General features: G+C 46.8%; 22 protein-coding genes and 1 pseudogene. 11 read left to right on the top strand and 12 right to left on the bottom strand.

The window, feature by feature from the left end; translation table 11 throughout:
• Positions 1-85 precede the first annotated feature (85 nt).
• The 5 genes from L9W92_RS16840 to L9W92_RS16860 are packed head-to-tail and all read right to left on the bottom strand — an operon-like array spanning position 86 to position 3,600.
• Complete coding sequence (locus L9W92_RS16840) at positions 86-937, bottom strand: tyrosine-type recombinase/integrase (RefSeq protein WP_240084906.1); 852 nt, start codon at positions 935-937, stop codon at positions 86-88.
• On the bottom strand, positions 925-1,899 hold the full coding sequence (locus L9W92_RS16845) for a tyrosine-type recombinase/integrase (RefSeq protein WP_240084907.1): 975 nt from the start codon (positions 1,897-1,899) through the stop codon (positions 925-927). The genes L9W92_RS16840 and L9W92_RS16845 overlap by 13 nt, the downstream gene beginning before the upstream one ends.
• The gene (locus L9W92_RS16850; protein WP_240084908.1) at positions 1,896-2,543 is read right to left on the bottom strand and encodes a tyrosine-type recombinase/integrase; all 648 of its coding nucleotides are present in this window, start codon (positions 2,541-2,543) and stop codon (positions 1,896-1,898) included. The genes L9W92_RS16845 and L9W92_RS16850 overlap by 4 nt, the downstream gene beginning before the upstream one ends.
• Positions 2,479-3,147 (bottom strand): site-specific integrase, encoded by a 669-nt coding sequence (locus L9W92_RS16855; RefSeq protein ID WP_240084909.1) that lies wholly within the window; start codon positions 3,145-3,147, stop codon positions 2,479-2,481. Before L9W92_RS16855 ends, L9W92_RS16850 begins: the two co-directional genes overlap by 65 nt.
• Before the next feature lie 33 nt (positions 3,148-3,180).
• On the bottom strand, positions 3,181-3,600 hold the full coding sequence (locus tag L9W92_RS16860) for a hypothetical protein (protein WP_240084910.1): 420 nt from the start codon (positions 3,598-3,600) through the stop codon (positions 3,181-3,183).
• A 29-nt stretch (positions 3,601-3,629) separates the two neighbouring features.
• Between L9W92_RS16860 and L9W92_RS19040 the strand changes: the two genes are divergently transcribed.
• Entirely contained in the window at positions 3,630-3,758 is a 129-nt protein-coding gene (locus L9W92_RS19040; protein WP_282442400.1) for a hypothetical protein, read from the top strand.
• Between the two features lie 430 nt (positions 3,759-4,188).
• Here the strand turns inward: L9W92_RS19040 and L9W92_RS16865 are convergent, their stop codons facing one another.
• From L9W92_RS16865 to L9W92_RS16880, 4 genes are all read right to left on the bottom strand, one after another.
• A complete protein-coding gene (locus L9W92_RS16865; protein WP_240084911.1) occupies positions 4,189-4,908 on the bottom strand; it encodes an SAM-dependent methyltransferase in 720 nt (239 codons plus the stop codon).
• 152 nt (positions 4,909-5,060) lie between these two features.
• A complete protein-coding gene (locus tag L9W92_RS16870) occupies positions 5,061-5,330 on the bottom strand; it encodes a CD3324 family protein (protein WP_240084912.1) in 270 nt (89 codons plus the stop codon).
• Positions 5,331-5,464: 134 nt separating this feature from the next.
• Positions 5,465-6,541 carry a ribosome small subunit-dependent GTPase A gene (gene rsgA / locus L9W92_RS16875; RefSeq protein ID WP_240084913.1) on the bottom strand — a complete coding sequence of 359 codons (1,077 nt, stop codon included), beginning with the start codon at positions 6,539-6,541 and terminating at the stop codon, positions 5,465-5,467.
• A 559-nt stretch (positions 6,542-7,100) separates the two neighbouring features.
• Complete coding sequence (locus L9W92_RS16880; protein WP_312038121.1) at positions 7,101-7,439, bottom strand: TnpV protein; 339 nt, start codon at positions 7,437-7,439, stop codon at positions 7,101-7,103.
• A gap of 189 nt (positions 7,440-7,628) precedes the next feature.
• Between L9W92_RS16880 and L9W92_RS16885 the strand changes: the two genes are divergently transcribed.
• From L9W92_RS16885 to L9W92_RS16910, 6 genes and pseudogenes are all read left to right on the top strand, one after another.
• Entirely contained in the window at positions 7,629-8,201 is a 573-nt protein-coding gene (locus L9W92_RS16885; protein ID WP_240084915.1) for a DUF5105 domain-containing protein, read from the top strand.
• 165 nt (positions 8,202-8,366) lie between these two features.
• Positions 8,367-9,146 (top strand): DUF169 domain-containing protein, encoded by a 780-nt coding sequence (locus tag L9W92_RS16890; RefSeq protein WP_240084916.1) that lies wholly within the window; start codon positions 8,367-8,369, stop codon positions 9,144-9,146.
• A 207-nt stretch (positions 9,147-9,353) separates the two neighbouring features.
• Positions 9,354-9,449 (top strand): annotated as a pseudogene (locus L9W92_RS19225) (TetR/AcrR family transcriptional regulator); the annotation flags it as partial.
• A gap of 26 nt (positions 9,450-9,475) precedes the next feature.
• Complete coding sequence (locus L9W92_RS16900) at positions 9,476-9,952, top strand: TetR family transcriptional regulator C-terminal domain-containing protein (protein WP_240084917.1); 477 nt, start codon at positions 9,476-9,478, stop codon at positions 9,950-9,952.
• A 50-nt stretch (positions 9,953-10,002) separates the two neighbouring features.
• Positions 10,003-10,317 carry a PEP/pyruvate-binding domain-containing protein gene (locus L9W92_RS16905; RefSeq protein WP_240084918.1) on the top strand — a complete coding sequence of 105 codons (315 nt, stop codon included), beginning with the start codon at positions 10,003-10,005 and terminating at the stop codon, positions 10,315-10,317.
• A 236-nt stretch (positions 10,318-10,553) separates the two neighbouring features.
• Entirely contained in the window at positions 10,554-10,871 is a 318-nt protein-coding gene (locus L9W92_RS16910) for a hypothetical protein (protein WP_240084919.1), read from the top strand.
• Here the strand turns inward: L9W92_RS16910 and L9W92_RS16915 are convergent.
• Both L9W92_RS16915 and L9W92_RS16920 read right to left on the bottom strand, forming a co-directional pair.
• A complete protein-coding gene (locus tag L9W92_RS16915; RefSeq protein WP_240084920.1) occupies positions 10,834-11,109 on the bottom strand; it encodes a HepT-like ribonuclease domain-containing protein in 276 nt (91 codons plus the stop codon). The two genes, L9W92_RS16910 and L9W92_RS16915, sit on opposite strands and share 38 nt — an antisense overlap.
• Complete coding sequence (locus tag L9W92_RS16920) at positions 11,093-11,356, bottom strand: nucleotidyltransferase family protein (RefSeq protein WP_240084926.1); 264 nt, start codon at positions 11,354-11,356, stop codon at positions 11,093-11,095. The genes L9W92_RS16915 and L9W92_RS16920 overlap by 17 nt, the downstream gene beginning before the upstream one ends.
• A 481-nt stretch (positions 11,357-11,837) precedes the next feature.
• Here L9W92_RS16920 and L9W92_RS16925 point away from each other — a divergent pair, with 481 nt between their 5' ends.
• Positions 11,838-12,464: a TetR/AcrR family transcriptional regulator gene (locus L9W92_RS16925; protein ID WP_240084921.1), complete on the top strand. Its 627-nt coding sequence runs from the start codon at positions 11,838-11,840 to the stop codon at positions 12,462-12,464.
• A gap of 79 nt (positions 12,465-12,543) precedes the next feature.
• Positions 12,544-15,183 (top strand): PEP/pyruvate-binding domain-containing protein, encoded by a 2,640-nt coding sequence (locus L9W92_RS16930; protein WP_240084922.1) that lies wholly within the window; start codon positions 12,544-12,546, stop codon positions 15,181-15,183.
• A 242-nt stretch (positions 15,184-15,425) separates the two neighbouring features.
• Here the strand turns inward: L9W92_RS16930 and L9W92_RS16935 are convergent, their stop codons facing one another.
• Positions 15,426-17,642, bottom strand: coding sequence for a redoxin domain-containing protein (locus tag L9W92_RS16935; protein WP_240084923.1), 2,217 nt, complete (start codon positions 17,640-17,642; stop codon positions 15,426-15,428).
• Between the two features lie 420 nt (positions 17,643-18,062).
• Here L9W92_RS16935 and L9W92_RS16940 point away from each other — a divergent pair, with 420 nt between their 5' ends.
• Together L9W92_RS16940 and L9W92_RS16945 are read left to right on the top strand one after the other, a co-directional pair.
• Complete coding sequence (locus L9W92_RS16940; protein WP_240084924.1) at positions 18,063-18,722, top strand: TetR/AcrR family transcriptional regulator; 660 nt, start codon at positions 18,063-18,065, stop codon at positions 18,720-18,722.
• A gap of 32 nt (positions 18,723-18,754) precedes the next feature.
• The gene (locus tag L9W92_RS16945; RefSeq protein ID WP_240084925.1) at positions 18,755-21,427 is read left to right on the top strand and encodes a PEP/pyruvate-binding domain-containing protein; all 2,673 of its coding nucleotides are present in this window, start codon (positions 18,755-18,757) and stop codon (positions 21,425-21,427) included.
• The last annotated feature ends 213 nt before the right edge of the window (positions 21,428-21,640 follow it).

Raw genomic sequence — 21,640 nt, forward strand, 5'->3', positions numbered from 1 at the left:
ATAATGCTTGTCTGATAAGGATGATTATACAGAAAATGGTGAGTGTTTTGCTTCGCTGCCAAATCAGATGCCTGAATCTACAGCATTAGACACAATTACTCACCATTTTATATCTCTCACCATAATGCCGCCATAGGTGCGGATGAACATTCTCCGGAACCTCTGAGCAAACTTGCCGGGCCGAAAACCCATATGCCTTCATGAATTTTTGCACATTGTCATCCGACATCGGGCGTTTTTGACCATCCCGGATGACATAAAACAGATATTCTTCGGAAAAGCAGTCAGCATCCAGATGGAACGTTCGAATATAGCTGCGGAAATGTTCCATTGTTTTCTTCATCAGCGGAACCGTCCGTACCTTTGCGCCTTTCCCGTGCAATGTGGCAGTTGGGGTCGCTCCCGGATGAATATCTTTTACCCGAAGGTTAAGGACTTCTCCAATTCTTGCGGCAGTATCATACATCAGAATCATGAAAAATCTATTGCGGAGCCCTTTTGCCGTGCTGATATCCGGCTGCTCCAAGAGCGCTTTCACCGCCGCCTCACTCATAAATTTTGGTCCTGCGGCTACTGTCTTTTTCTGCGGTATCTTTTTCAAGGCAAGATGATACATTACGGTTGTTGGTTCCATTGAAGCTGCGTAGCGAAAGAATGACCGGATACACGCAAGCCTTTGGTTCCTTGTTGCAGTGCTGCAGCCGCGAGAACATTCAATATGATCAAGAAAATCCGTAACCATTTGGCAATTCAGCATTCTAAATGTGATTTCTGCCAATCCGACATTTTCTTGTTGTTTGGTAAAGTCAAACAGCAGTTCCAAGGACGTCCGGTACGCTTTTATCGTGTTTGGGCTGGTGCATTTGTGGAGTGGCAGATATACTTTTAAAAAATCGTGCACCAGCTGAAACAATGTTTGGTCAGTTATTCGGGCCATACATCCACCTCCGGAATCAATCCTTGAAATCCGGCCCAGTCAATTCCTGACGATTTGACCAGGTTTTCCGGAAGGAGATGTATATAATACGCGGTGGATGAGATTTTTTCGTGTCCCATGTATGCGCGCAGATATGGAAGCATCGCCGATAAATTTTTCTTTTCATCCAGCCATTTGTTAAGGATTGCGGAGGCAAAACGATAACGCAGATCATATACCCTCACCCGTGGCAATGTATTTGGGGCTTTGTCTGGGTTGGCTCGAATCCAACATAATACAAATTCCCTCCGCAGTTGCCGGTGGGAATAAGCTCGGCCATCAGCGCGCGGGAAGAAATACTCGCTGCCCGGGAATATCATATTGCGTCTGGTTTCATAAATCCTGCAAAGATTGCGCATGTCATCGGACAAAACTACGATCCGTTCCTTGTGCCGTTTTGCTTTGGTTATCAAAATTTCTCCTGTTTCCAGATTTACATTCTGCCGTTTCAGTTCACGCCCCTCATGGAGACGCAGCCCGCAGGTGTAAATCAGTCGGAAAATCACAGGTATGACAATGGATTTTCCAGGGTCGCCGGGGTCGGAGGCAACCCTGTCTGCAGCGTTAAACAATGCTTTGAGTTCTGCGTCGGAAAACACATATGGCGTGAATGTCTCGGCATGCCCGACAAACCTTTCAGGAAAAATGTAGGCTTCTATCCCCATGGAGTTCAGGTATTGTCCCCAACCTCGAATCATTTGGCCTCTGATTTTAAGATTTTGCACACTCTCATGCGGGCGTTTTTCTATCCATTTCAATACCATTTCCTTTTTCAGCAGGGATTCTTCAGGGAAATGTGTTCGGCAAAAGCGGTCTAGATCACGCAAGCGGGATTCATAGGTTGAGCGCGCATAGCCGAGAGCTTCTTTGAAAGCGAGCATCTCTTCCATCAGCGGAGCAAGATTGCTTGTGAATTGGTTCATACCGGCAACACCCCGTCTCCGACTTCGATTCCGCTGAAATCCAGCGCGCATTCCTTCAGATGTACGCTGTCTAAGGAAATATATTGCTTGGCGGATTCGATGCTGCCATGGCCAAGAATCTGTGAAATTGTAATAACCGGAATTTCGGCAACAGCCATGTTTCTTCCGACTGCGCGTCTGAGCGCATGAAAGCCCTTGCCGTCAAAAGGCTTACGGACAATACCGGCTTTCTTTTGATACTCGTTGAAAATATTCGCAATAGATACGCCATTGCTCAGATTTTGGTACGGTGCATTGGTTCGAAGGAACATATACTCCGATTCGGAATTGGGCCGGCCGTGTATAATGTAGGCTTTAATCGCCTCGCCAACGGCATGTATAAGCGGCAGAGTTAATATTTTCTGCGTTTTCTGTTGTACAATATAGATTTCGCCGGTCTGCCAGTCTATGTCCCTCAGCTTAAGGTTTACAATATCGACGGCACGCAGCCCGGTGGCCAGTGCCAGAGTGACAATGGCATAATCGCGTTTGCCAATGTTTGTGGATCTGTCAATCTGATTCAGCACCATACATATTTCGTCATGTGTAAGGCAAGGGAAGATTTTTGTTTCCCGGACGATAGGGTCGGGATAAAATCTTCTCATAATCAAAGGAAAGCTGTTCTGTTTTTTGCAGGTACATGTGAAAGATCTTGAGATACCCTCTCACATTTGACAGGCTTCCGCCTTTTAAATGGCGCGAACTGTAGATGAGAAACGCTTGGATATCCTTAATGCTGATATTTGCAAGATCGTGATGTCCCTGTGTCTCTAAAAAAGCTAAATATTTTCGGACGGCCCAGGTGACGTCTCCCTTGGTGTTGGGATGATACGAAGTCGAGGAAAGGAATTGCTCAAGAAGCTCTTCAAAATAATCATTTAATTTGAATTTCGAGCCTCTGGGCCTGCAGGCCCATTGTAGCTTGCCCGTTGCATAAAATTCGCCCATGCGGTCCGCTGCCTTCAATAGAGTACGATAGCGGTTCCGGGTGATTTCACCGTTCTTAAACTTCTTTTCGATCATGCAAGTGTAATCCGCCATAAGCTCTGCGCTGTATTGGGTTACCCCGCAGCTGCGATAAAATTTGCCGATAGACAAGTACAAATCATGATGGTTTCTCCAAATACCGCGCTCTGTCACTCCAAGACCCCTTAATGCATCCATGATCTGCGGAATCATTTGATTGACTTCCATAACTTTCCCGTTCATAAGTACCACTCCTGAGAAATAGAGTCAGAATTGCTATTCCGCCATTCTGCTATTTCCATTATGGGTATTTCTGAATAAGGACGAACGCTTTTTGGAAGTTATCCCGACTTTTCCTTTTGGGCAATCGCGGCCTTGCTCATGCCGTGAAGGAAGCAGGCGCGGATACGCCTTGCCTGCGTTTTCGATAAACTCCTGATGGCCGCGTACAAACTCCTGATCGGCAATTTCTTTCTCGTAAATTCCCTGCGGAGATGGCTCGCGATACAGAGCGGCGTTCTCAATGCCGTCGTCCATGTCGAGGGAATAGTACGCCTTATGGACACGCCTGCGCTCGTAATACGCATGGTCGTCGCGCTTGAATTGGGTAAGCGCCTCTATAATCTCGTCTTGTACTTCAAGAAATGTGTCCGATGTATATGCCGGGTAATAATCCCGCAGATTGATGGTTTTCATGTTCAATCCTCCGTTTCGATTCTTTAGGCATGGGCAATCGAAACAGGGAAGGCGGGGAGCGGCAGTTTCTTACCGGTTTGTCCGATATGACCGTACGATACATACCGCAGGCGGTCGAAAAAGGGCGCAAAAAAACACCTTTAAGGGAAAATCCCTGAAAGGTGTCGAATGAAAATGAGCGCAGTAGCCTTCCGAATATCCTTTTAATTTTTTGAAGTTGTGTAGAATTAAAACTTCTGCTATATCCGGCCGCTACGGTAGAATAGCGGCCCCTCCACAGCAGAACACGGCAACTTGGGATACATAAAGGCCCCCTATCCCCAAGCCGCCGCTAATACATATGGGGCAAAAAAGGACATACTTATCGTGCCCTCGGCAGTCTCCTTTTTAAGAAACACGGCGGCTTAGATTTTTGATTTTCAAAACCGCCATCTATTTTATAATTGTTTTTTTGCACAACTATTCAGCCACCATGACAACGGTTTTTTTTATTTCCGTTGTCTGGCGGCATTTTGGGGTGGAAGCTATTTTTAGGGTTCTTTTCACTGCTTTATCTCTCTTTTGCATAGGCGGTAGCGTCCGGCGCTATTATTTTTTCCGTAGTACGAAAGCAATAAAATTCAGATATTTCCCGCCGCCTGCGTCCATTGTTTTGCGGCAATGAACCGCAATCTCATTTTCTTCTTGATTCAGCCAATCCACCCAAACGTTCTCGTTGCTTTCCATCTCGTATATGGAAATTACCTCTGCATCACGGCTGCTATTCACTATTTCCGTCCAATAAGCAATATCACGCAGATAGGCAAGCTGCTCCGGTGTCCACGAGAGAAGCAATTCTTTCGGCAGGTTATCATGGCAATCTTTTTTCAGGCCGGGTACGCAGCAGTAAATATATCCACCGTGTTTGACAAAGGGCAGTAGTTTTTCGTCCAAGTATTTTGGGTCACGTCCCCAATAGTTATAGGAATCTGTGCTGACTACCGCATCGAAAAATTCTTTTTCAAAGGGCAAGGCGGTGGCGTCAGCCTTAACGGGTGTAATCTGTTCAAGGGTTAATCCCATTTTATAAAAAAAACTACGGTTTTCCTGCGGCTCACTCCACAAATCGGCGGCGTAAACCTTGAAGCCATAATCTTTTACGAGCATAACACTTGTATGCCCTTGCCCACTTCCGAGGTCGCAGACGAGACTTCCGGCAGGGATTTTATGATTTAGCAGCATTTCTTCCTGCAATTTGAATGGGTTAGGCCCCATGGCCGTAGCCAGTAATTCGGGGGTATTGTACTTTTGGCTTATTGGATACTCCATTGTAATTGCTCCTTATCTTATCTTTTATTTGCTTTATTGCTTTTGCATAGTTAAATTATACCCCGTTCCTTTTATAAAAGCTCCCTACTGAACGATACAGAAGCAAAAAGGCGACATGACAAATCTGCCATGCCGCCTTTAAGGTATATTTATCATTTCTTCATTTCGGATAATATCTTATATACAGTCTTGGGCGACAAATAGAACTTATTTGCCAGTTGCGGGACAGGTGTACCACGCTGGTATTCCGTAAAAATGGTTGCATTACGTTCGTCAAGCAATTGTCTACTATTACTTAATTCGCCCCAGCCTTTTTTGTTTTCTTCTTTACGAGGAATATAAAGATATTCGCCGTCAATATGTTGTTGTATTGCCATAATCAAATCATCTGGCAATATACAGATTGCATTTTTATAGCCCATTGTGCGCCTCCTAAATAATCAAAAAATAGGATTACGCAAGGACTATCCTCATATTTGAATTATGCGATAGCCCTTGCTACGCACAATACCGACTCCAATGCACCTTTAGGGATAAGACAACGCTCCTTTCGTATTTATCTATTGTTCTTGTCTTTAATATGCTTCTTTAATTGTTTCATTTCACCCTTGCCGCCGAACATTCTATTGAGTTTCTCGTTTTCAAGCTGGCGGGCATTTAATCCGGCGTATGATACTTCCCGTTGCAATTTTTGATAGCTCTCAAAGCGTTTTTCGGACAGTATTCCATTTTCGATTGCTTCTCTAATGGCGCAGCCCGGCTCTGCTCCGTGAGAACAGTCGCCAAATTTGCACCGGGCGGCAATTTCTTCAATATCTTCAAAGGTTTTTGACAGGTTGCCCGTATAAATCTGCAACTCCCGCATACCGGGCGTGTCTATGACAATGCCGCCATTTGGCAATAGCAATAGTTGGCGGTGGGTTGTGGTATGTCTGCCCTTGGCATCATCTTCCCGTATCGCTCTTGTTGCAAGCACATCCTGCCCCATAAGGCGGTTAATAAGTGTGGACTTGCCAACTCCTGATGAACCGACAAACGCAATCGTCTTTCCTTGCCCGATATAAGCGTTAATCTCGTCAAATCCATTCCCGTTTTCAGAAGAACAGGTAATGACCTCCGCTCCCATGCTCACCGAAGCAATATCGTTAAGCTTCTGCGGTAAATCAATACACAAATCGGATTTTGTCAGAACGATAACCGGGGTCGCCATACTATCCCATGCGATTGTTAAATATCGTTCAATTCGCCGGATATTAAAATCCGCATTGAGCGACATACAAATGAAGATAGTGTCAATATTGGCCGCAATCACCTGTCCAGCATTTTCCGTACCGGCAGATTGCCGCGCTAAAACGCTTTTGCGGCGCAGGATATGATGAATGATTGCATTGCCGGTGCTTCCGTCCAATCGGTCAATCATCACCCAATCCCCAACGGCGGGGAAGCTGGTTTGGTCGTTTGCGTGGTAAGCAAATTTACCCGAAACACTTGCATCTATTTCTCCGTATTCACTAACTACTTTATATAGGTCGCGGTGTTGCTCGGTAACTCTGGCGATAAACAGGCCATTATATAAGGTTGCCTCCTGTTCAAAGCGTTCGTTTAGTCCGTAGTTTTTTAAATTGATATTCAATGGTTTCAAATCCTTTCGCAAAGTATATGCGTACCAAATAGCCTTGCGACAATAAAAAAAGCGCAGTTACCCACTGCGCTGCAAAACAAACAAAAGAAGGTGTTAAACAAACACTTCTCCGTCATTCCGTAAGGCATTTGGGTACACAAAATAAGCAGGTCAAAACCCTGCCTCTGTGATACAAATAATTACCTTATCGGACGACCGACATCAATACACCTCTTTCTAATAATTATATAATAGAGTAACATCATTTCGCAAAATTGTCAAATCCCTATCATTGCATCATATTAGGGCTTCCGCTAATCGGCAAGCAGGGCAAGTGTCAATACACTTGCGTATTTTTTGCATTTTGCCCTGCGGCCAAAACACAAAAAATCTGCTTGTTGGGGCCTGCCCCAAACCCTTGCCACTTCGGGCCATGTTGGCCCGAAGATGGTCGCTCCGCTTAAGACAGAAAAAGTACCTGTCGGTTAAGTGTCCAACAGGTACTTTTAAAACTATGCTTTACTTATAAACGATTTGATAGAGGGCGCTTTCCTCGGCCTCATGATTTAGTTCATTCATCGCGCCGACCCATTCCATCCCGGCTTGCCTTATCCGGCAGATTTCTTTTTCGGCTGGTTTGGTTTATAATGTCCTGGATCATTTCCCTTGCAAGTAAATCCACTTTGGCGAGATGGGTGTATAATTCGCCTGACAACAATAGCTTTGCATACAATCCGCGCCTGTGGGTTTTTAGATAGGTATGGCGCAGCATACCGTACTTGCCGATTGTAGCCTGTTCGGCTTCGGGCAGAGCTACATCAGGCAACAGGTAATCTCCAGACTGTGAATAAGTAATCTCTTTTATTTGCTTTAGCCTCCAATACGTTTGTAGTTGCTGTTTCCAGCTTATTTACAATACCGTTTGCCGACTATCCAATGTTTGTTTGAGATTACTTCCTTATCACATGCCGCCTTAGGCTGGGTTTTTGCTTTTATCGATATGTTTCTTCAATGTAACATTATGCAATATTTTGTCGATTAGGAGGAAATGTCGATATGGTAAAGAAATCATGAAAAAGCATAAAGAAGGGAGATAGTTTTGCGTAGGTTTATTTTATTTGTATTGGTGGGTTTAATCGGAATTGTTCTGGTAGGTTGTTCATTCGGGCAATCGCCTGAAACTGTTACCAAAGAGTTTCTAACATCTCTACAAACATGCGACTTTGATAAAGCGGCGACTTATACGGAAACCTCAGATAAAGATATATCTAAGGATATTATTAAGAATGATGAAGGCGAAAGAATTGGCAAATTGATCTTATCAAAAGCTACTTATGAGGTTGGTACTTCAAGTACAACAGGAGAAAAGTTAACCGTTAAGGTTAAGGTTACTGCAATTGATATGGTTCGTATCGCTACAAAAGTAATGAGCGAATTAATGCCAATGGCTTTTGCAAGTGCATTTTCTGATGATAAGAACGCTAGCAATGAACAAATGGATAATTTGATGAATCAGTATTTGGAAAATAGCATTTCGGATGCGCAGGCTCCAAAAGTGGCTAATGAGGTTAATGTTAATTTGATTAAAACAAAAGATGGGTGGAAGATAGCCCAGGATAACGAAGAACTATTTGATGCAATCACTGGAAATGCCTCAAAAGCCTTTAAGTAAAATTAATCATATCCAACTTCCGGTAGACAGGTAGAGCAAGCTGTTTATAAATTTAACCCTTTCTCGCTTGTCGCTTGAGGCCAGCTCCGAAGTAGCTTCGAATTTATCTCAAAAAGACAAAGAAGATTTGTTGGTTTTACTGAAAAAAATAAGAGGTGAAGGAAAATGAAAAGCAAGATCGCGGAGTCCGTTAACCTAAGGTATGCTCCCGTAGCTATTGTATTCACCAATGAAAAACCCGAAGGGGCAACCCAGTTTAAGGAAGGACGCTGGGGCTGTGTGGTGGCCATGCTTCAAGCGGCGGCGAAAGGACGGATTACGGTTTTCGACCGTAAGACTTACGGTTGCAGCGGCGGCGGCACCGGTCTCGGTTTCGGCAATACTTACATTAATATGCCGGGTGGTATCGAATATTTCCTGTCTATGGGCAACAAAGAATTCTACCAAAGCGAAATTGGTAAAAATATAGTGAAAAATTTGCCCGCCTTGGAACATGGCGAAGCATACAAGAAAACTCCGGAGTTCGCCAAGTCCTTTATAGACGCTCTTCCCTATTATGATGTTCCCACTGAGTACGTAGTATTTAAGCCGCTGGAAATACTTTTATCAGGTGAAAAACCGGAAGTGGTGGTTTTCCTGGCTGCCCCGGATCAGCTTTCAGCCATGGTGGTACTGGCAAACTATGCCAGGCACGGCGGCGACAACGTTATTGTCCCAATGGGCGCCGGTTGCCACAGCATCTGTATCATCCCTCTCAATGAAGGGAAGTCGGATAACCCAAGGGGGGTTATCGGCCTTATAGACGTTTCCGCCCGCAAACACGTGGCAAAAGACATCCTTTCCTTCAGCGTTCCTTACAAGATGTTTCTTGAAATGGAAAGCAACGTGGAGGAGAGTTTCCTGACCAGGGATGAGTGGTTAAAAATAAAAAAAAGGAATCAGTAAAAGAAATATAAAAACCTTCCGCGCGTCGTGGAAGACAGTCAATATAAAACGATAACTAGAAGATGGGGATTATTCTGAGTGCGGCATGGAGGACCTTGGCTCCTGCCGCATTCTGATTCTAAAGAAAAAGCACTTGAAAATGAAAAAGATACCTATACACTAAGATTAGACCGGACGGTCAGTATGTATGTCATCAAGGAGAAGGCCATGAATAAGCGCAAGTATGAAGGGGAGCAAACAAAAAAGAATATCGCCGACAAGGCCCTGACCTTGTTTTCCCGCAAGGGCTACGCCGCCACCTCCATTCAGGACATATGCGACGCCGCAGGGTGCAGCAAAGGGAACCTGTACCCCATTTCAAAAGCAAGGAAGATTTGTTTCTTTATCTTGAGGAACAAACCTTCACGGAATGGTGGGAGCAGTTGGATAAAATATTCTCCCATTGTGAATCCGTTACCGAAAAACTTTATGCTTACGGTGACTTCATTTCCGGCATTGAAAGGCCGCTGAACTCAGCTGAAAGAGAGTTTATCGGCAAAGTGGGAACGGACTCGGAAGCTGGTAAAAAATTTGTGGCTATTGTCAATAAATCCTTTGAAAACATCAAGAAATTTATCTCGGAGGGGATCGCCAGCGGCGAGTGCAGAAATGAGAATCTGTTTGAGTTGAGCTTTATTATCAGTTGTTTTTATTCGGGACTAAGCCGTTATTCTTCTTATATGATGGATAAAGAAGCCAGTAAAGTCTTGTATCGCAAAGCGACCACATTGTTATTGCACGGTATAAGCCCCCGAAGCGGGACATAATTTTTTTCTGAATATATTAGATAAGCGCCAATTTCGGTCTGGGGGAAAGCGTGGTCAGCGGCGCCGTCGAGCCGGACGAGTACCGTCTGAACTATTGGTGTGAGGAGCCGGAAAAAAGGATTGGCCGGAAAGAAGGGAAAACCATTGCCAAGATAACCGGTGGGACAGAGTTTGTCGAGTCTGTCGGAACAACGAAATGCCAGGTTTTAACCGATGAAAATATCCGCAAACTGGCCCTGCTGATCCAGCGAATCTTCGATAGCCTTGGCGCTGGGGAACTGCATCAGGACATCGAGTGGGTGTTTGACGGTGAGAATTTCACCCTGGTTCAGGCCGGTAACGGCGTTGCCCTGGTACACTTTTGAAGAAATTAAAAATCAGTCGGATATGTGGTCCAACGCCAATTTAAAGGATGCCTTTCCCTTGGTCCAGTCACCCCTCAATTGGAGCCTCTGGAATTATCTTTTGGCAGGAATTGGCCAGATCCCTAAAGTGCCCAAGGGAATAAAGGCTTTTAAATTATATCAGGGGCGGGCATATTTGGAACCTTTCCTTTATTCAATGGGTTAATTATGACGCCTTTGGCATCACGCCCAGACAAATGCGCCTAATGGCAGGGAAGGGGGATATAACCAGCGCAGAGCAAGGCTACCGCCTGGTGAAAATGGCCGAAATCGCCCGGGAGGATGCCGCTGCCCGAAGGTTCTTTTCTACCGAGCCTTTTCATCCTCTTCTTTGGGAAAGTGAACTGCCGGAGGGTTCCCCGTTTAAGCAGTCGTTGCGAAATTTCCTGCTCGAATACGGGCACCGGGGAGTCTATGAAATGGATATGATCAACCCCTGCTGGCGGGGAAGAGGATTCTTGCCGAATCTACAGATGTCTACCACTGCGCCTGGAGTGAGCTTCTCTCCATTCTGAAAGGGGACTGGAACGGTATACCTTTTATGCTGCGCCATGGAATTTCAGGATTGACCGCCTGTGCGCCCTCACTGACCTCTTTGGCAAGCTCTCCAATCTGACTAATGCAAAACGCTGTCGCGGACATCGTTTTTCTGTCCTGCATAAAGGCGTCAAAGGTCATACCTTGAACGTAATCGCCGGCTTCCTTGGCATAACCGGAGATTTTTTGCAGGATAATCCTATCCTTGTCGTTCATAGAGCAGCACCCCCTGATTTTGGATTTCACCGTAAATGGGGGAATTCGGTTTAATCTCTGTGATTTCAAAGAGATCAACTTTTTTACCCAATGTTTCCGTTATATCCTCCAACACGCCGTAAAAGTTTATGTTGAGGAGTTCACCACGGTTGTCAATGACGATATCAATGTCGCTGCCCTCGGTGGCCTTGCCTTTTGCGTAGGAGCCAAACAGCACAGCGCGGTAAACCGGCGCTGCGTCAAACACTGGCTTCAAGCGACTTCGAATTTCATGTATGGGATAAACATTATTCATTATCATCACCACATCTTTCCAATCCACATTATAACCAAAATGGGAAAGAAATGCAATGATTACCCCTTTTATTCAAAATGGGGTAAGGAAGGCGGCAAAAAGTACGGGACTGTTACGAAAGCGCAGATGATTGCTTCGTGCAGAAAATGGGATATGCTTGGAAACTGGTTTTAGGTATTCTTAAAGGAGATGTTGAGAAATACGCTGACGAGTCTTTCTATGATCTAAGAAAGTAAATTAAAAAAGAAATTTGATGATGCAAAAGCGAAGTGCCGCTGGCTAAAACAGCCTGCGGCTTTATTAACGCCAAAAAAATTTTTTGCCCAGCGCTTGCCAAAGACGGAGATTCCTATTATAATCAACTTAGTTGTATTTTCAACTTGTTTGTATATTCAACCAAGTTGAATAACGGACCAAATATAGAGGTGGAGAAATGGAACAGATCAGAGTAAGCAGAACCGAGCGCAAAAAAGAAGAAACCAGGAAAAAAATTATCGCTGTGGCCATGGATTTGTTTAACAGGCAGGGTTTTGAGCAAACCACGGTAGAGCAAATAGCCGAAGAGGCAGATGTCAACAAGGGGACCATATATAATCACTTTCCCGCTAAAGAAGCCATTATTTGCGCATATGTGCAAAGAATCATCAAGGAGCAGGGGCCTGAAGCGCTCAGCCAGGCGCTGCAGCTGCCCGATACCCGCTCGCGCTTGGTTTCGGTGCTTTATAAAGCAGTGGATTGGTTTCATGTTAAATCTAACAGGGATATTTTTGAAAAATATTATACTTTTCGGGCACAAAAAGTGTTTCAAGTCTTCAGGGATGGGGATCTAAGTGAGAGCAGCGGCTTCAGGGATGTCCTGGAACCAATTATAAAAATGGGCATGGAAGCGGGGGAAATCAGGCGGGATATAAACAGCATGATTCTTGCCGCCCACCTGGAAACGATGTACAGCAATTGGTCGGTTCTATGGGCGGCTAATCCGGAATTATTTGCCATAGAAGAAGGCGTTAACATGATTATGGACTTTTTCCTAAACGGTGTAAAAAACAGGGAAAATTAGAGAACGAAAAATAGCACATACATGACAATAATACAGCGACAGCCAGATAGAAAAATATAATCGGTGAGGGAGGAAGCCCATGGATAAGAATTGCGGAGAGTTCTTTCTCAACTGGGCAGGGGCTTTTCAGGCCGGGGTAGAAGCTGCCGGAGGGAAGGGGTGGAACCTGGGCAGGCTCGAAAGGTACGGGTTCAATGTTCCCACCGGAGGGTGCCTTGCAGCCAAAGCATACCGGAGTTTTATTGAAACAAACAACCTGCTTGAAGACGTGGAGAAAATTACCCGAAATGTAACAACCGGCAACATCGGAGATATGGAGATAGAGCAAAAATTATTCCTGCTCAGGGAAAAAATCATAGCCGGGCATATTCCCTCAAATGTTCGGGATGAACTGGAAAATAACCTAAGAACCGCCGGCATACTGGAGAAACCGGTGGCCGTCCGCTCTTCGGCAACAGCCGAGGACTCCGGCAAGGCGTCTTTCGCGGGGATTCATGAATCATTCTTAAATGTCCGGGGACTTGATAACATCCTGTCCGCCATTAATGAATGTTATGCCTCTTTATGGACACCCAGGGCAGTCTCTTACAGGCGGAAAATGAATGTTAAAGATGACGAGGTAATCCCGGCCGTGGTGATCATGGAGATGGTGGAGGCCGAGGCCGCCGGAGTTGGCTTTACCTGCGACCCCCGCACCGGCCAGGAATTTATTATACTTATAAGCGCCAATTACGGTTTGGGCGAGAGCGTGGTCAGCGGCGCCATTGAGCCGGATGAATACCGTTTGGACTTAACGTTTGAAATAACACAAAAAAGAATTGGCCGCAAAGAAGGGAAAACAATTGCCCAAAAAGGCGGCGGGACGGAATTTGTCGAGTCTGCCGGGTCAGCGGCCGGTCAGGTTTTAAGCGACGAAAATATCCGCCGGTTAGGTATGCTGATCCAGCGGGTATTTGACGCCCTTGGCAGTGGGGAACAGCACCAGGATGTTGAATGGGTGTTTGACGGCAAGGATTTCCTCCTGGTCCAGGCCAGGCCGGTGACGGCGTTGCCCAGGTACACTTTCGATGAGATTAAAAACCAGCCGGACATATGGTCCAATGCCAATATCAGGGATGCCGCGCCCATGGTTCAGTCGACTCTCAACTGGAGCTTCTTTAGACTATCTGAAAAGTTTCGCGATAATACGAACGATGGTTTAGATTATAAAATACCCCCGGGCTTGCGGTATATTAGGTTATATCAAGGCCGGGCATATCTCAACATGTCCATGCAGCAGTGGATCTTATACGATGCTATTGGGATTACGCCCCGGCAAATAAACGAAGGCATGGGAGGGCACCAGCCGGAAATAGAAATCAACGAAAAAAAACCTTGCCGTGGGATTAAGGGATGTAAAAGATTGGGGCGCTTGGTGAAAATATTTTTTCGTGGACTTAAAATCATAAAGAGCGTGCAAAAATCTTTTGACCGCGTTGACAATTTTACCAAGGGTTTGTTAAAAGAGAATTTCAAAGGCCTGACAGAAAAAGAGCTTATCGATAAATTCACAGAGATTAAAAGTGTATACATAGAATATTACCCTGTGTTTCTGTCTTGTGTCTTTTGTGCCAACATGGATTCGCTGATAAAAACGCTGGAAAAATATTTTCCCGGCAAAGGGAAAGCTTATGCCAACACCCTGATGGCCGGGAGGGGGGACATACCCAGCGCGGAGCAGGGCTACCGCCTGGTGGAACTGGCCGAAACCGCGCGGGGTGACTCCGCTGCCCGGAGGTTCTTTTCCGGTGATAACTATCATCCTCTCCTGTGGGAAAAAGAATTGCCGGAGGAATCCCCGTTCAAACAATCATTTCGAAACTTTCTGGCGGAGTATGGGCACCGGGGCGTATATGAAATGGATATCATCAACCCCCGCTGGCGCGGGGATCCTTCTTACCCCTTGAATGTCATCAGGAGCACCATGGAAACAGCCGATCTGGGCAAGATAAGAGCCCGGCAAAAAGAAAAAGCGGACGAGGTCTGGCATGAAATAAACCATAAGGTACCTTTCTACAGGCGTGGATCAATTAATCGCTTTTTAAAACAGGCCGTAAAAGGTATGGGAATCAGGGAAATGTCCAAGTCGGTGCTTGTTAAGATATCTGAGCTTATGCGTTTAGTATTTCAGGAGATGGGGCGACGGTTAGCGGAAAGAGGAATTCTTGCCGAGCCGGCAGATATATACCACTGTACCTGCAGTGAAATTTTCTCTATCCTGCAGGGAGACTGGGACGGCAGGGGATTGAATATTCTGGTGGCCGAGCGCAAGGTTAGGAGAAAAGAAATGGAGGCGCTCTCACCCCCCGACCTTATTGTAGATGAGGCGCCTCATTTTGCGGAACCCGCCGCCCGCGGTCAGGGCAATGCGCTGACAGGTATAGGCGTGGCTGCGGGGAGGGCTTCCGGCACGGCAAAAATAATTTCCCATCCCGACGAAGGGGAGAAGCTGCGGGCCGGAGACGTGCTGGTGGCCCCGTCAACGGACCCCGGCTGGACGCCATTGTTCTTAAGGGCTTCCGCCATTGTTGTGGAGACAGGAGGGTTTGGGTCCCACGGCTCCATTGTGGCCCGGGAGTACGGCATCCCGGCGGTGGTGAATATTCCGGGCATAATGACGATAATCAAGGACGGTCAGTCAATTACCGTAGACGGCGACGAGGGCAAGCTCTATTTGTAGTTTTGATTATTCTTCTGACCAGAATTTAGTTAACTGATTTGTTGTTACATTTTTACTAGATTATCACTCAGTTTACAACCGTATCAGCAGGGACATGCTGGAAGCAACCGAAAGGCTTCCGCTTTAGGAGCGGAAGCCTTCGTGAACTATTACTTTCCGGATGCTTTTTACCGGCTTTGCTCACCTTTCGGGAGAAGCCGGGCTTTCCGCGAGAAAGGTTCTTCTGCCTGGAGCAGCCTTCATTATTCTCCTTTTAATTCACCTTTCCAAATAGATTTACCCCGGTACTGGATGCTTATTGGGGTTTCCCCTTTGGATCTGGCCAGGTTCACGATTTCCATCCGGTAGGTTCCGTCCAGTTGGTCCGTGACCGTAATATCAACAGACTGCCTGCCGTCGGTGGCTGAGAATTCATGTCCCAAGCCTGGGCCCAGCAGTTGCCCGTATTCGTTCTTCGGTGTCATAATAATCAAAGCGCCGGTATGTTTTTCGCCCAAGATTACCGTTCGGCTGACCTTGGTTTGGCCTGGGTCGGCCTTGCCTGGCCCGACGTAGACCGTAACCATATCTGTGCGGTAAATCGGCCCGCTTTGCGGGGTTTCGCAATTTATCGAAACCTTGTAAGAAACGAGTCCGGGTTGTTTGAGGGTGACAGGAATAACGATTTCTTTTTCATCAGTTTGGCATTCTAAACTGCCCTCAAGCAGTGAGGAGCGCTTTCTGACAGGTTTCAGAAGTTCTTTATAAGCGGGATCGGCAGCTAGTGCTTTAAGCTTGGCGGCCAATGGACTGTTTTTATATCCGCTTAACGCGCTTTTTGTTTGAGCGGCGAGCTCGTATGCCGATACTTTATATCGGGAGCAGAGTTCAGCCGGCGTGACCCGGAGTTGAGCTGTCTCCATAATTATATCTTTTACCCGGACCACAGGCTTCTGTGACTCCGTCAGCTTGATCCTGATTGGCAGGATGTCTCCCACCTCGTAGATTCTCTTTGGAGGTTCCAGGTGGAAGTGCACTTCCCGGTCTTCGGCAATTACAAAAGCATGATAATCGGCGCCGGAGCCTAATGTCTCACCCCGGATTACCATCCGCCACCGGCCCACGTGCGTCAGGCGGACGCCATTCTGGTCCACAGGCAGGTAAACGGTGGCGAGGCAATGGTTTTCAAACAGTTTCATTTCCTGCCCCAGATGTAATAAACTACCGTCGGGACCGTATAGCCAGAAGGTCAAGTCGCCTCCCTCCGATTTATTCCAGGAAAGTATCACTGTTATTTTTCTGGCTGAACGGTTGAGATAGAAATATTCCACTGCTTCACATTCCCCGGCGTCCAACCTGCCCGTGCTGTGGTGGGCCACGGCGGGAGAGCCGCCGGCCATGCAGTTGCAGAGGTCCAAAAGATAAATCAGGTCGAGGTCGTTTTCAGGGTCGTTGGTACCCCGGTAAAACCCGCCGGTGGCATTGGCTATGTCCTGCAAGAGCCCGGCGTAAGTGGCCTGAATACCGATGCCGATTGTATGAATGCAGGTGTCGTAACTGGTAATATCCACTCCCGGGTGGGCTGGTACGCTGGAGTGCGCGCCGGCCACCCAGCCGCCGCTGTCGATTATCTCAAAATGGCTGCCCACCTGTGTTACTTTTGGCTCAATATTTTGCATGCCGTCGGTGCATAGGATGGCAAATCTTTTGTTTGCGCTCCCCGCCGTCAGGGTGTCAAAGGCCGTTTGCAGCCCCGCTCCCATGGCGGTATACATGCCTGTCCCGTGGGCGTTGATCTGGCTTCTTAAATCTGCCCAGTTGCCCGGAATCGGAAGCAGCTTCTGGTGCAGGGTGTTTTGATACTCGCTCGCGTCATCGGTAAACCAGACTAGTCCCATGCGATCATCTGTCTGGCCGTGATCCTTGAGAAAATCGGTGATAATCGTAGCCGCCGTTTTCATAATTTCAAGTTTGGGATCCCCGCCGCCGGGGGGACTGCTATTCATACTGTCTGAAACATCCATGACCATTTCCAGGTCGATCGGTTCGCGCATGTACACGACATCCATGAGATGTCCTCTTAGGGTATCCTCACTCATCTCTCCAAGAAGATCTTTTCTGATCACCATGTCCCGCCCGATGATATAGAGATGAGGTATGCCTCCGTAGCCGGGCGAATAAGCGCTAAAGATAGAAGAGGTGTCTTGAATGGCGGGGAAAGTTGCCCCGAGGCCGGTTAACCATGCGAGACCGTCAGACTCGGTGCCGTCAACATGAACCAATATGACCTGAACCCCGTGCCCCGCGAAATCTTGCCAAATATTTTGCAGCCGCGGAACTTCGTTGGTGCAATGAGGGCACCAATAAGCGCTAAAGCAGAGCAGAATAATCTCTCCCGCATGGCCTGCCAAAGTAAAAGTGGTATCGTTAATGAAATCGTGACCGCTGAAATTCGGAGCCGGACTACCTACTCCCGGCATGTTAATCATCCTCCTTGGTTCTGGTAATTTAGAAAAATAAAGCTATATATCAATATTTATATAACTAAGTCATTAATGCACTCCCTTTCCATATTAATGATATTGTTTGTCATTATACAATAAATTTTTGATAATCCATGTCGAAATGCGGTGCAATTAAATAAAAATAATGTCGTTTATTCTATAATTTTAAGCTATTGCCAGGTATTGTCTGGGAAGCATATCATTAAAACTGCTCTTGCAGCTGAGCTTCATTCAGAAAAAAAATGCAAAAAGAGAAAATATGAGGATTGACTTACTGGTGATAATGAGGGAGAATAATAATTAATTACACATTGTATATGATTATAAATCGTATACAATTATAAATTGTTACTCAATATTGCATATCTGAATTCAACATAAATGGGAGGTGAAGCGATGGAGCCAGGGGATATGCTGGTTGAAAGCAGAATGGAGAGGAAAAAAAGGGAGACGCGGCAGAAAATCATTAAAGTGGCCATGGATTTATTTCAAAAACAGGGTTTCTATGATACAACGATGGAGCAGATTGCCGAAGTAGCGGATATCGCCAGGAAAACCTTGTATAATCACTTTCCCGTTAAAGAGGCTATTGTTGACGAATATGTTAGAGGTGTTTCCAAGGAGTTTGCTCAGGAGATTATTGATTCTGTTAAAAACCTGCCGGACACAAAGGCGCGCTTATTGGCGGCGCTGGATAAGGCTTATGCATGGGTGGAAATCAACCCGGAGATTACAGGCATATGTCTGGGATATCGTTTTAAAAACATGTGCCATGGGTCTGCCTATAATGAGGGTGAAACCGGCACTCAGCGCATTATGGCTGAGATTATCAGGTATGGCCAGGAGACGGGGGAGATCAGGCGGGATATCTCGATAAAACTGCTGGTATTGCAGCTGGATATACTGCGCGGCACGGTCGTCATGGGCTGGCTGGGCGATAAATCTAAGTATAAATTACGTAAGGAGATCGCCAAAATAGTAGATTTGTTTATCTATGGGGCGGTTGACAGGCAAGAAAGCCAAGCAAAAGCAGGAGGAGCAATTACAGAAGAATAAAAGGAAATTTTGTTGAAAGGAAGAGAGTGTGCATGGAGAAGAATAGCGGAATGTTCTTTTTCACTTGGTCCGAAGCGCTTCAAGCCGGGATAAAGTCAGCCGGGGGGAAGGGGTGGAACCTGGGCAGGCTTGAGCAGTATGGATTCAAGATTCCCGCCGGAGGTGTCCTCGCGGCCGAGGCATACCAGCGTTTTATCGAAGAAAACAACTTGCTTGAAGATACGGGAAGAATAGGCCAAAGTGTAAACATAGGCAACATTGGGGAGAAGGAGATTGAGCAAAAGCTTTTGCCGCTCAGGGAAAAAATCAAGTCCGCGCACATTTCTTCCAATATCAGGGATAAACTGGTTTCTTGCCTGAAAGCCGCTGGTATACTTGACAAGCCAATTGCCGTCAGGTCATCGGCTTCTGCCGAAGACTCCGCTCAAGCCTCTTTTGCCGGCATCCACGAATCGTTCTTAAATGTCCGGGGCGTGGATAATATTCTATCAGCTATTAAAGGGTGCTACGCCTCCTTATGGACGCCCAGGGCCGTGGCTTACCGGCGGAAAATGGGTGTTAAAGACGCGGAAGTGGGCCAAGCTGTGGTAATAATGGAGATGGTGGCAGCCCGGGCAGCCGGGGTGGCCTTTACCTGCGATCCCCAGACCGGCCGTGAAGATATATTCGTGGTTAACGCGAACTTCGGGCTAGGCGAGTCGGTGGTGAACGGCGCGATAGAGCCTGACACCTATTGTCTTGATGTGTCGGCCTTTAGCGCAGTGCCTGGTCTTAAAGCAAAAAAAATCGGAGCCAAGCAAGGGATGACAGTGGCCGCCGCAAGCGGTGGCACTCATTTTGTGTCATATGATAATCTAGCTTCACAGCAAGTGCTGCCGGATAATGATATTGAAAAACTGGGTTTGCTGCTGATGCGAGTATTCGAGTCCCTGGGCGAATGTGAAGAGCACCAGGACATGGAATGGGCTTTTGACGGGCGGGATTTCGTATTGCTGCAGGCACGGCCGGTGACAGCGCTGCCTTGCTATACATTTGAGGCTATAAAAGACAAGCCCCGGATATGGTCCAACGGGAACTACCGGGATGCCGTCCCCATGGTCATCAGTCCCTTGCACCGCCGGGTGATGAAGAAAAGTATCGATACTATTCAGTTTACTTCTTTCTCAGAATCAGGCTATCCCATGCCGGAGGGTTTTCAATTTTCCCGGTTGCTGAAGGGCAGGTTGTACTGCGACATGTCCGCCCTGCAGTGGGCCCACTATGATTCAACCGGCACGCTGCCGAAAGATTTTAACCCCTTTTGGGGAGGACATCAGCCCGAGATAGAAATAGAAGACACCGACCCCTTTAAGGGTGAGATTGGCCTGGCCAGACAAAGCCGCATAATGAAAGGCGCCTCTCTCATTATGGAGGCGTCCGCCAATGCCGCCAGCACTTTTGCTGAATTTACCCGCTCCGTTGAATCCCTGATTGGAGATGGATTTGACCGGATTCCCGACCAGGATTTCATTGATAAATATAATGAACTGGGCCAGATCGTTAAGGAGTACTGCGAGAAATTCACTTCCTTAAGCGGTGTCGGCACTTGGCCGCTGGTGTTGTTGCTGCAAAAACTGTCTGGATATTTGGGGCCGAGAGTGATGATCGTATTGAATGGCTTAATGGTGGGAGGGAAATCGGCAATAACCAGCGCCGACCACGGATACCGCCTGATAGAACTGGCCGAGTTGGCCCGTCGGGATAAAGCAGCGGTTCAATATTTAACCGGAAACCACTTTAACCCCTGTTCCTGTTCCTGGGAGGAATATCTGCCGGAAAGCTCTCCTTTTAAGCAGGAATTCCGGAATTTCATTAAGGAATACGGGCACCGGTGCGTTTACGAGCTTGATATCGCAAACCCCAGATGGGAGGAAGACCCTTCGTATCTGATGGATATCATTAAGAGCATCATGGCGACCGCGAATCCCGAACAATGGAAAACCAGGCAGAGGGAGAAGTTTAATCAGGCCTGGGCGGAAGTAGCGGAAAAAATACCTTCTGAGGAGCATGCCGGGATCCAAAAAGGGATCAAGGATGCGCAAGACGGGGCGGCGGTGCGCGAAATGACCAAATCGGTTATGGTTATGGCCTTGAAAGCTTATCGTTTGATGGCTCTCGAATTGGGCGATCGTTTTACCCAACGCGGCATTATTGAGAAGCCGGATGATATCTTTTACTGCTCCTGGTCAGATTTGTTTTCCATACTATATGGAAATTGGCATGGCGACGGGCTACGGAACCTGGTAGCGGCGCGAAAAGCAAGTCAGAGGGAAAAAGAGGCGCTATCGCCGCCTGACGTTATCTTAGGAGAAAAACCTGTTTTTTCGGAACCTGTAGACTTAGGTTCCGGTGATTTCTTGCCGGGGGTAGGGGCTGCCGCGGGAAAAGCTTCCGGCGTTGCCCGGCTGATCAGACATCCGGGAGAAGGAAACAGGCTGCGGCCGGGAGATGTCCTGGTAGCGCCGTCCACAGACCCGGGCTGGACGCCGCTTTTTTTAAAAGCCTGCGCCGTTGTCATGGAAACGGGAGGATTCCTGTCTCACGGGTCCATTGTGGCGCGGGAATACGGTGTCCCCGCCGTGGTGAACGTGCCGGGCGCCATGCAAATCATTAAGGAGGGTCGAAAAATAGTTGTAGATGGGGATAAAGGAAAAGTATTTTTCTAGGGGAAATAATGGGAAATAATGGGGTCAGCCCTTGACATTGGACAGCTTTTTAGGTTGGCGTCATTATATTTAATTATAAGGGTTCTACAGGAGGAACCCCTATGCATCAACAATTAATAATGAACATCATTGACTTCTTTACTCCTCAATCCAAAGTCGTTTTCTATACAAAAATCTTTGATTCTCTTGACCTCTCATGCTTTCCTGATAAAG

Origin of the sequence: Pelotomaculum terephthalicicum JT (assembly GCF_022410535.1) — a bacterium.
GTDB lineage: Bacteria > Bacillota > Desulfotomaculia > Desulfotomaculales > Pelotomaculaceae > Pelotomaculum_D > Pelotomaculum_D terephthalicicum.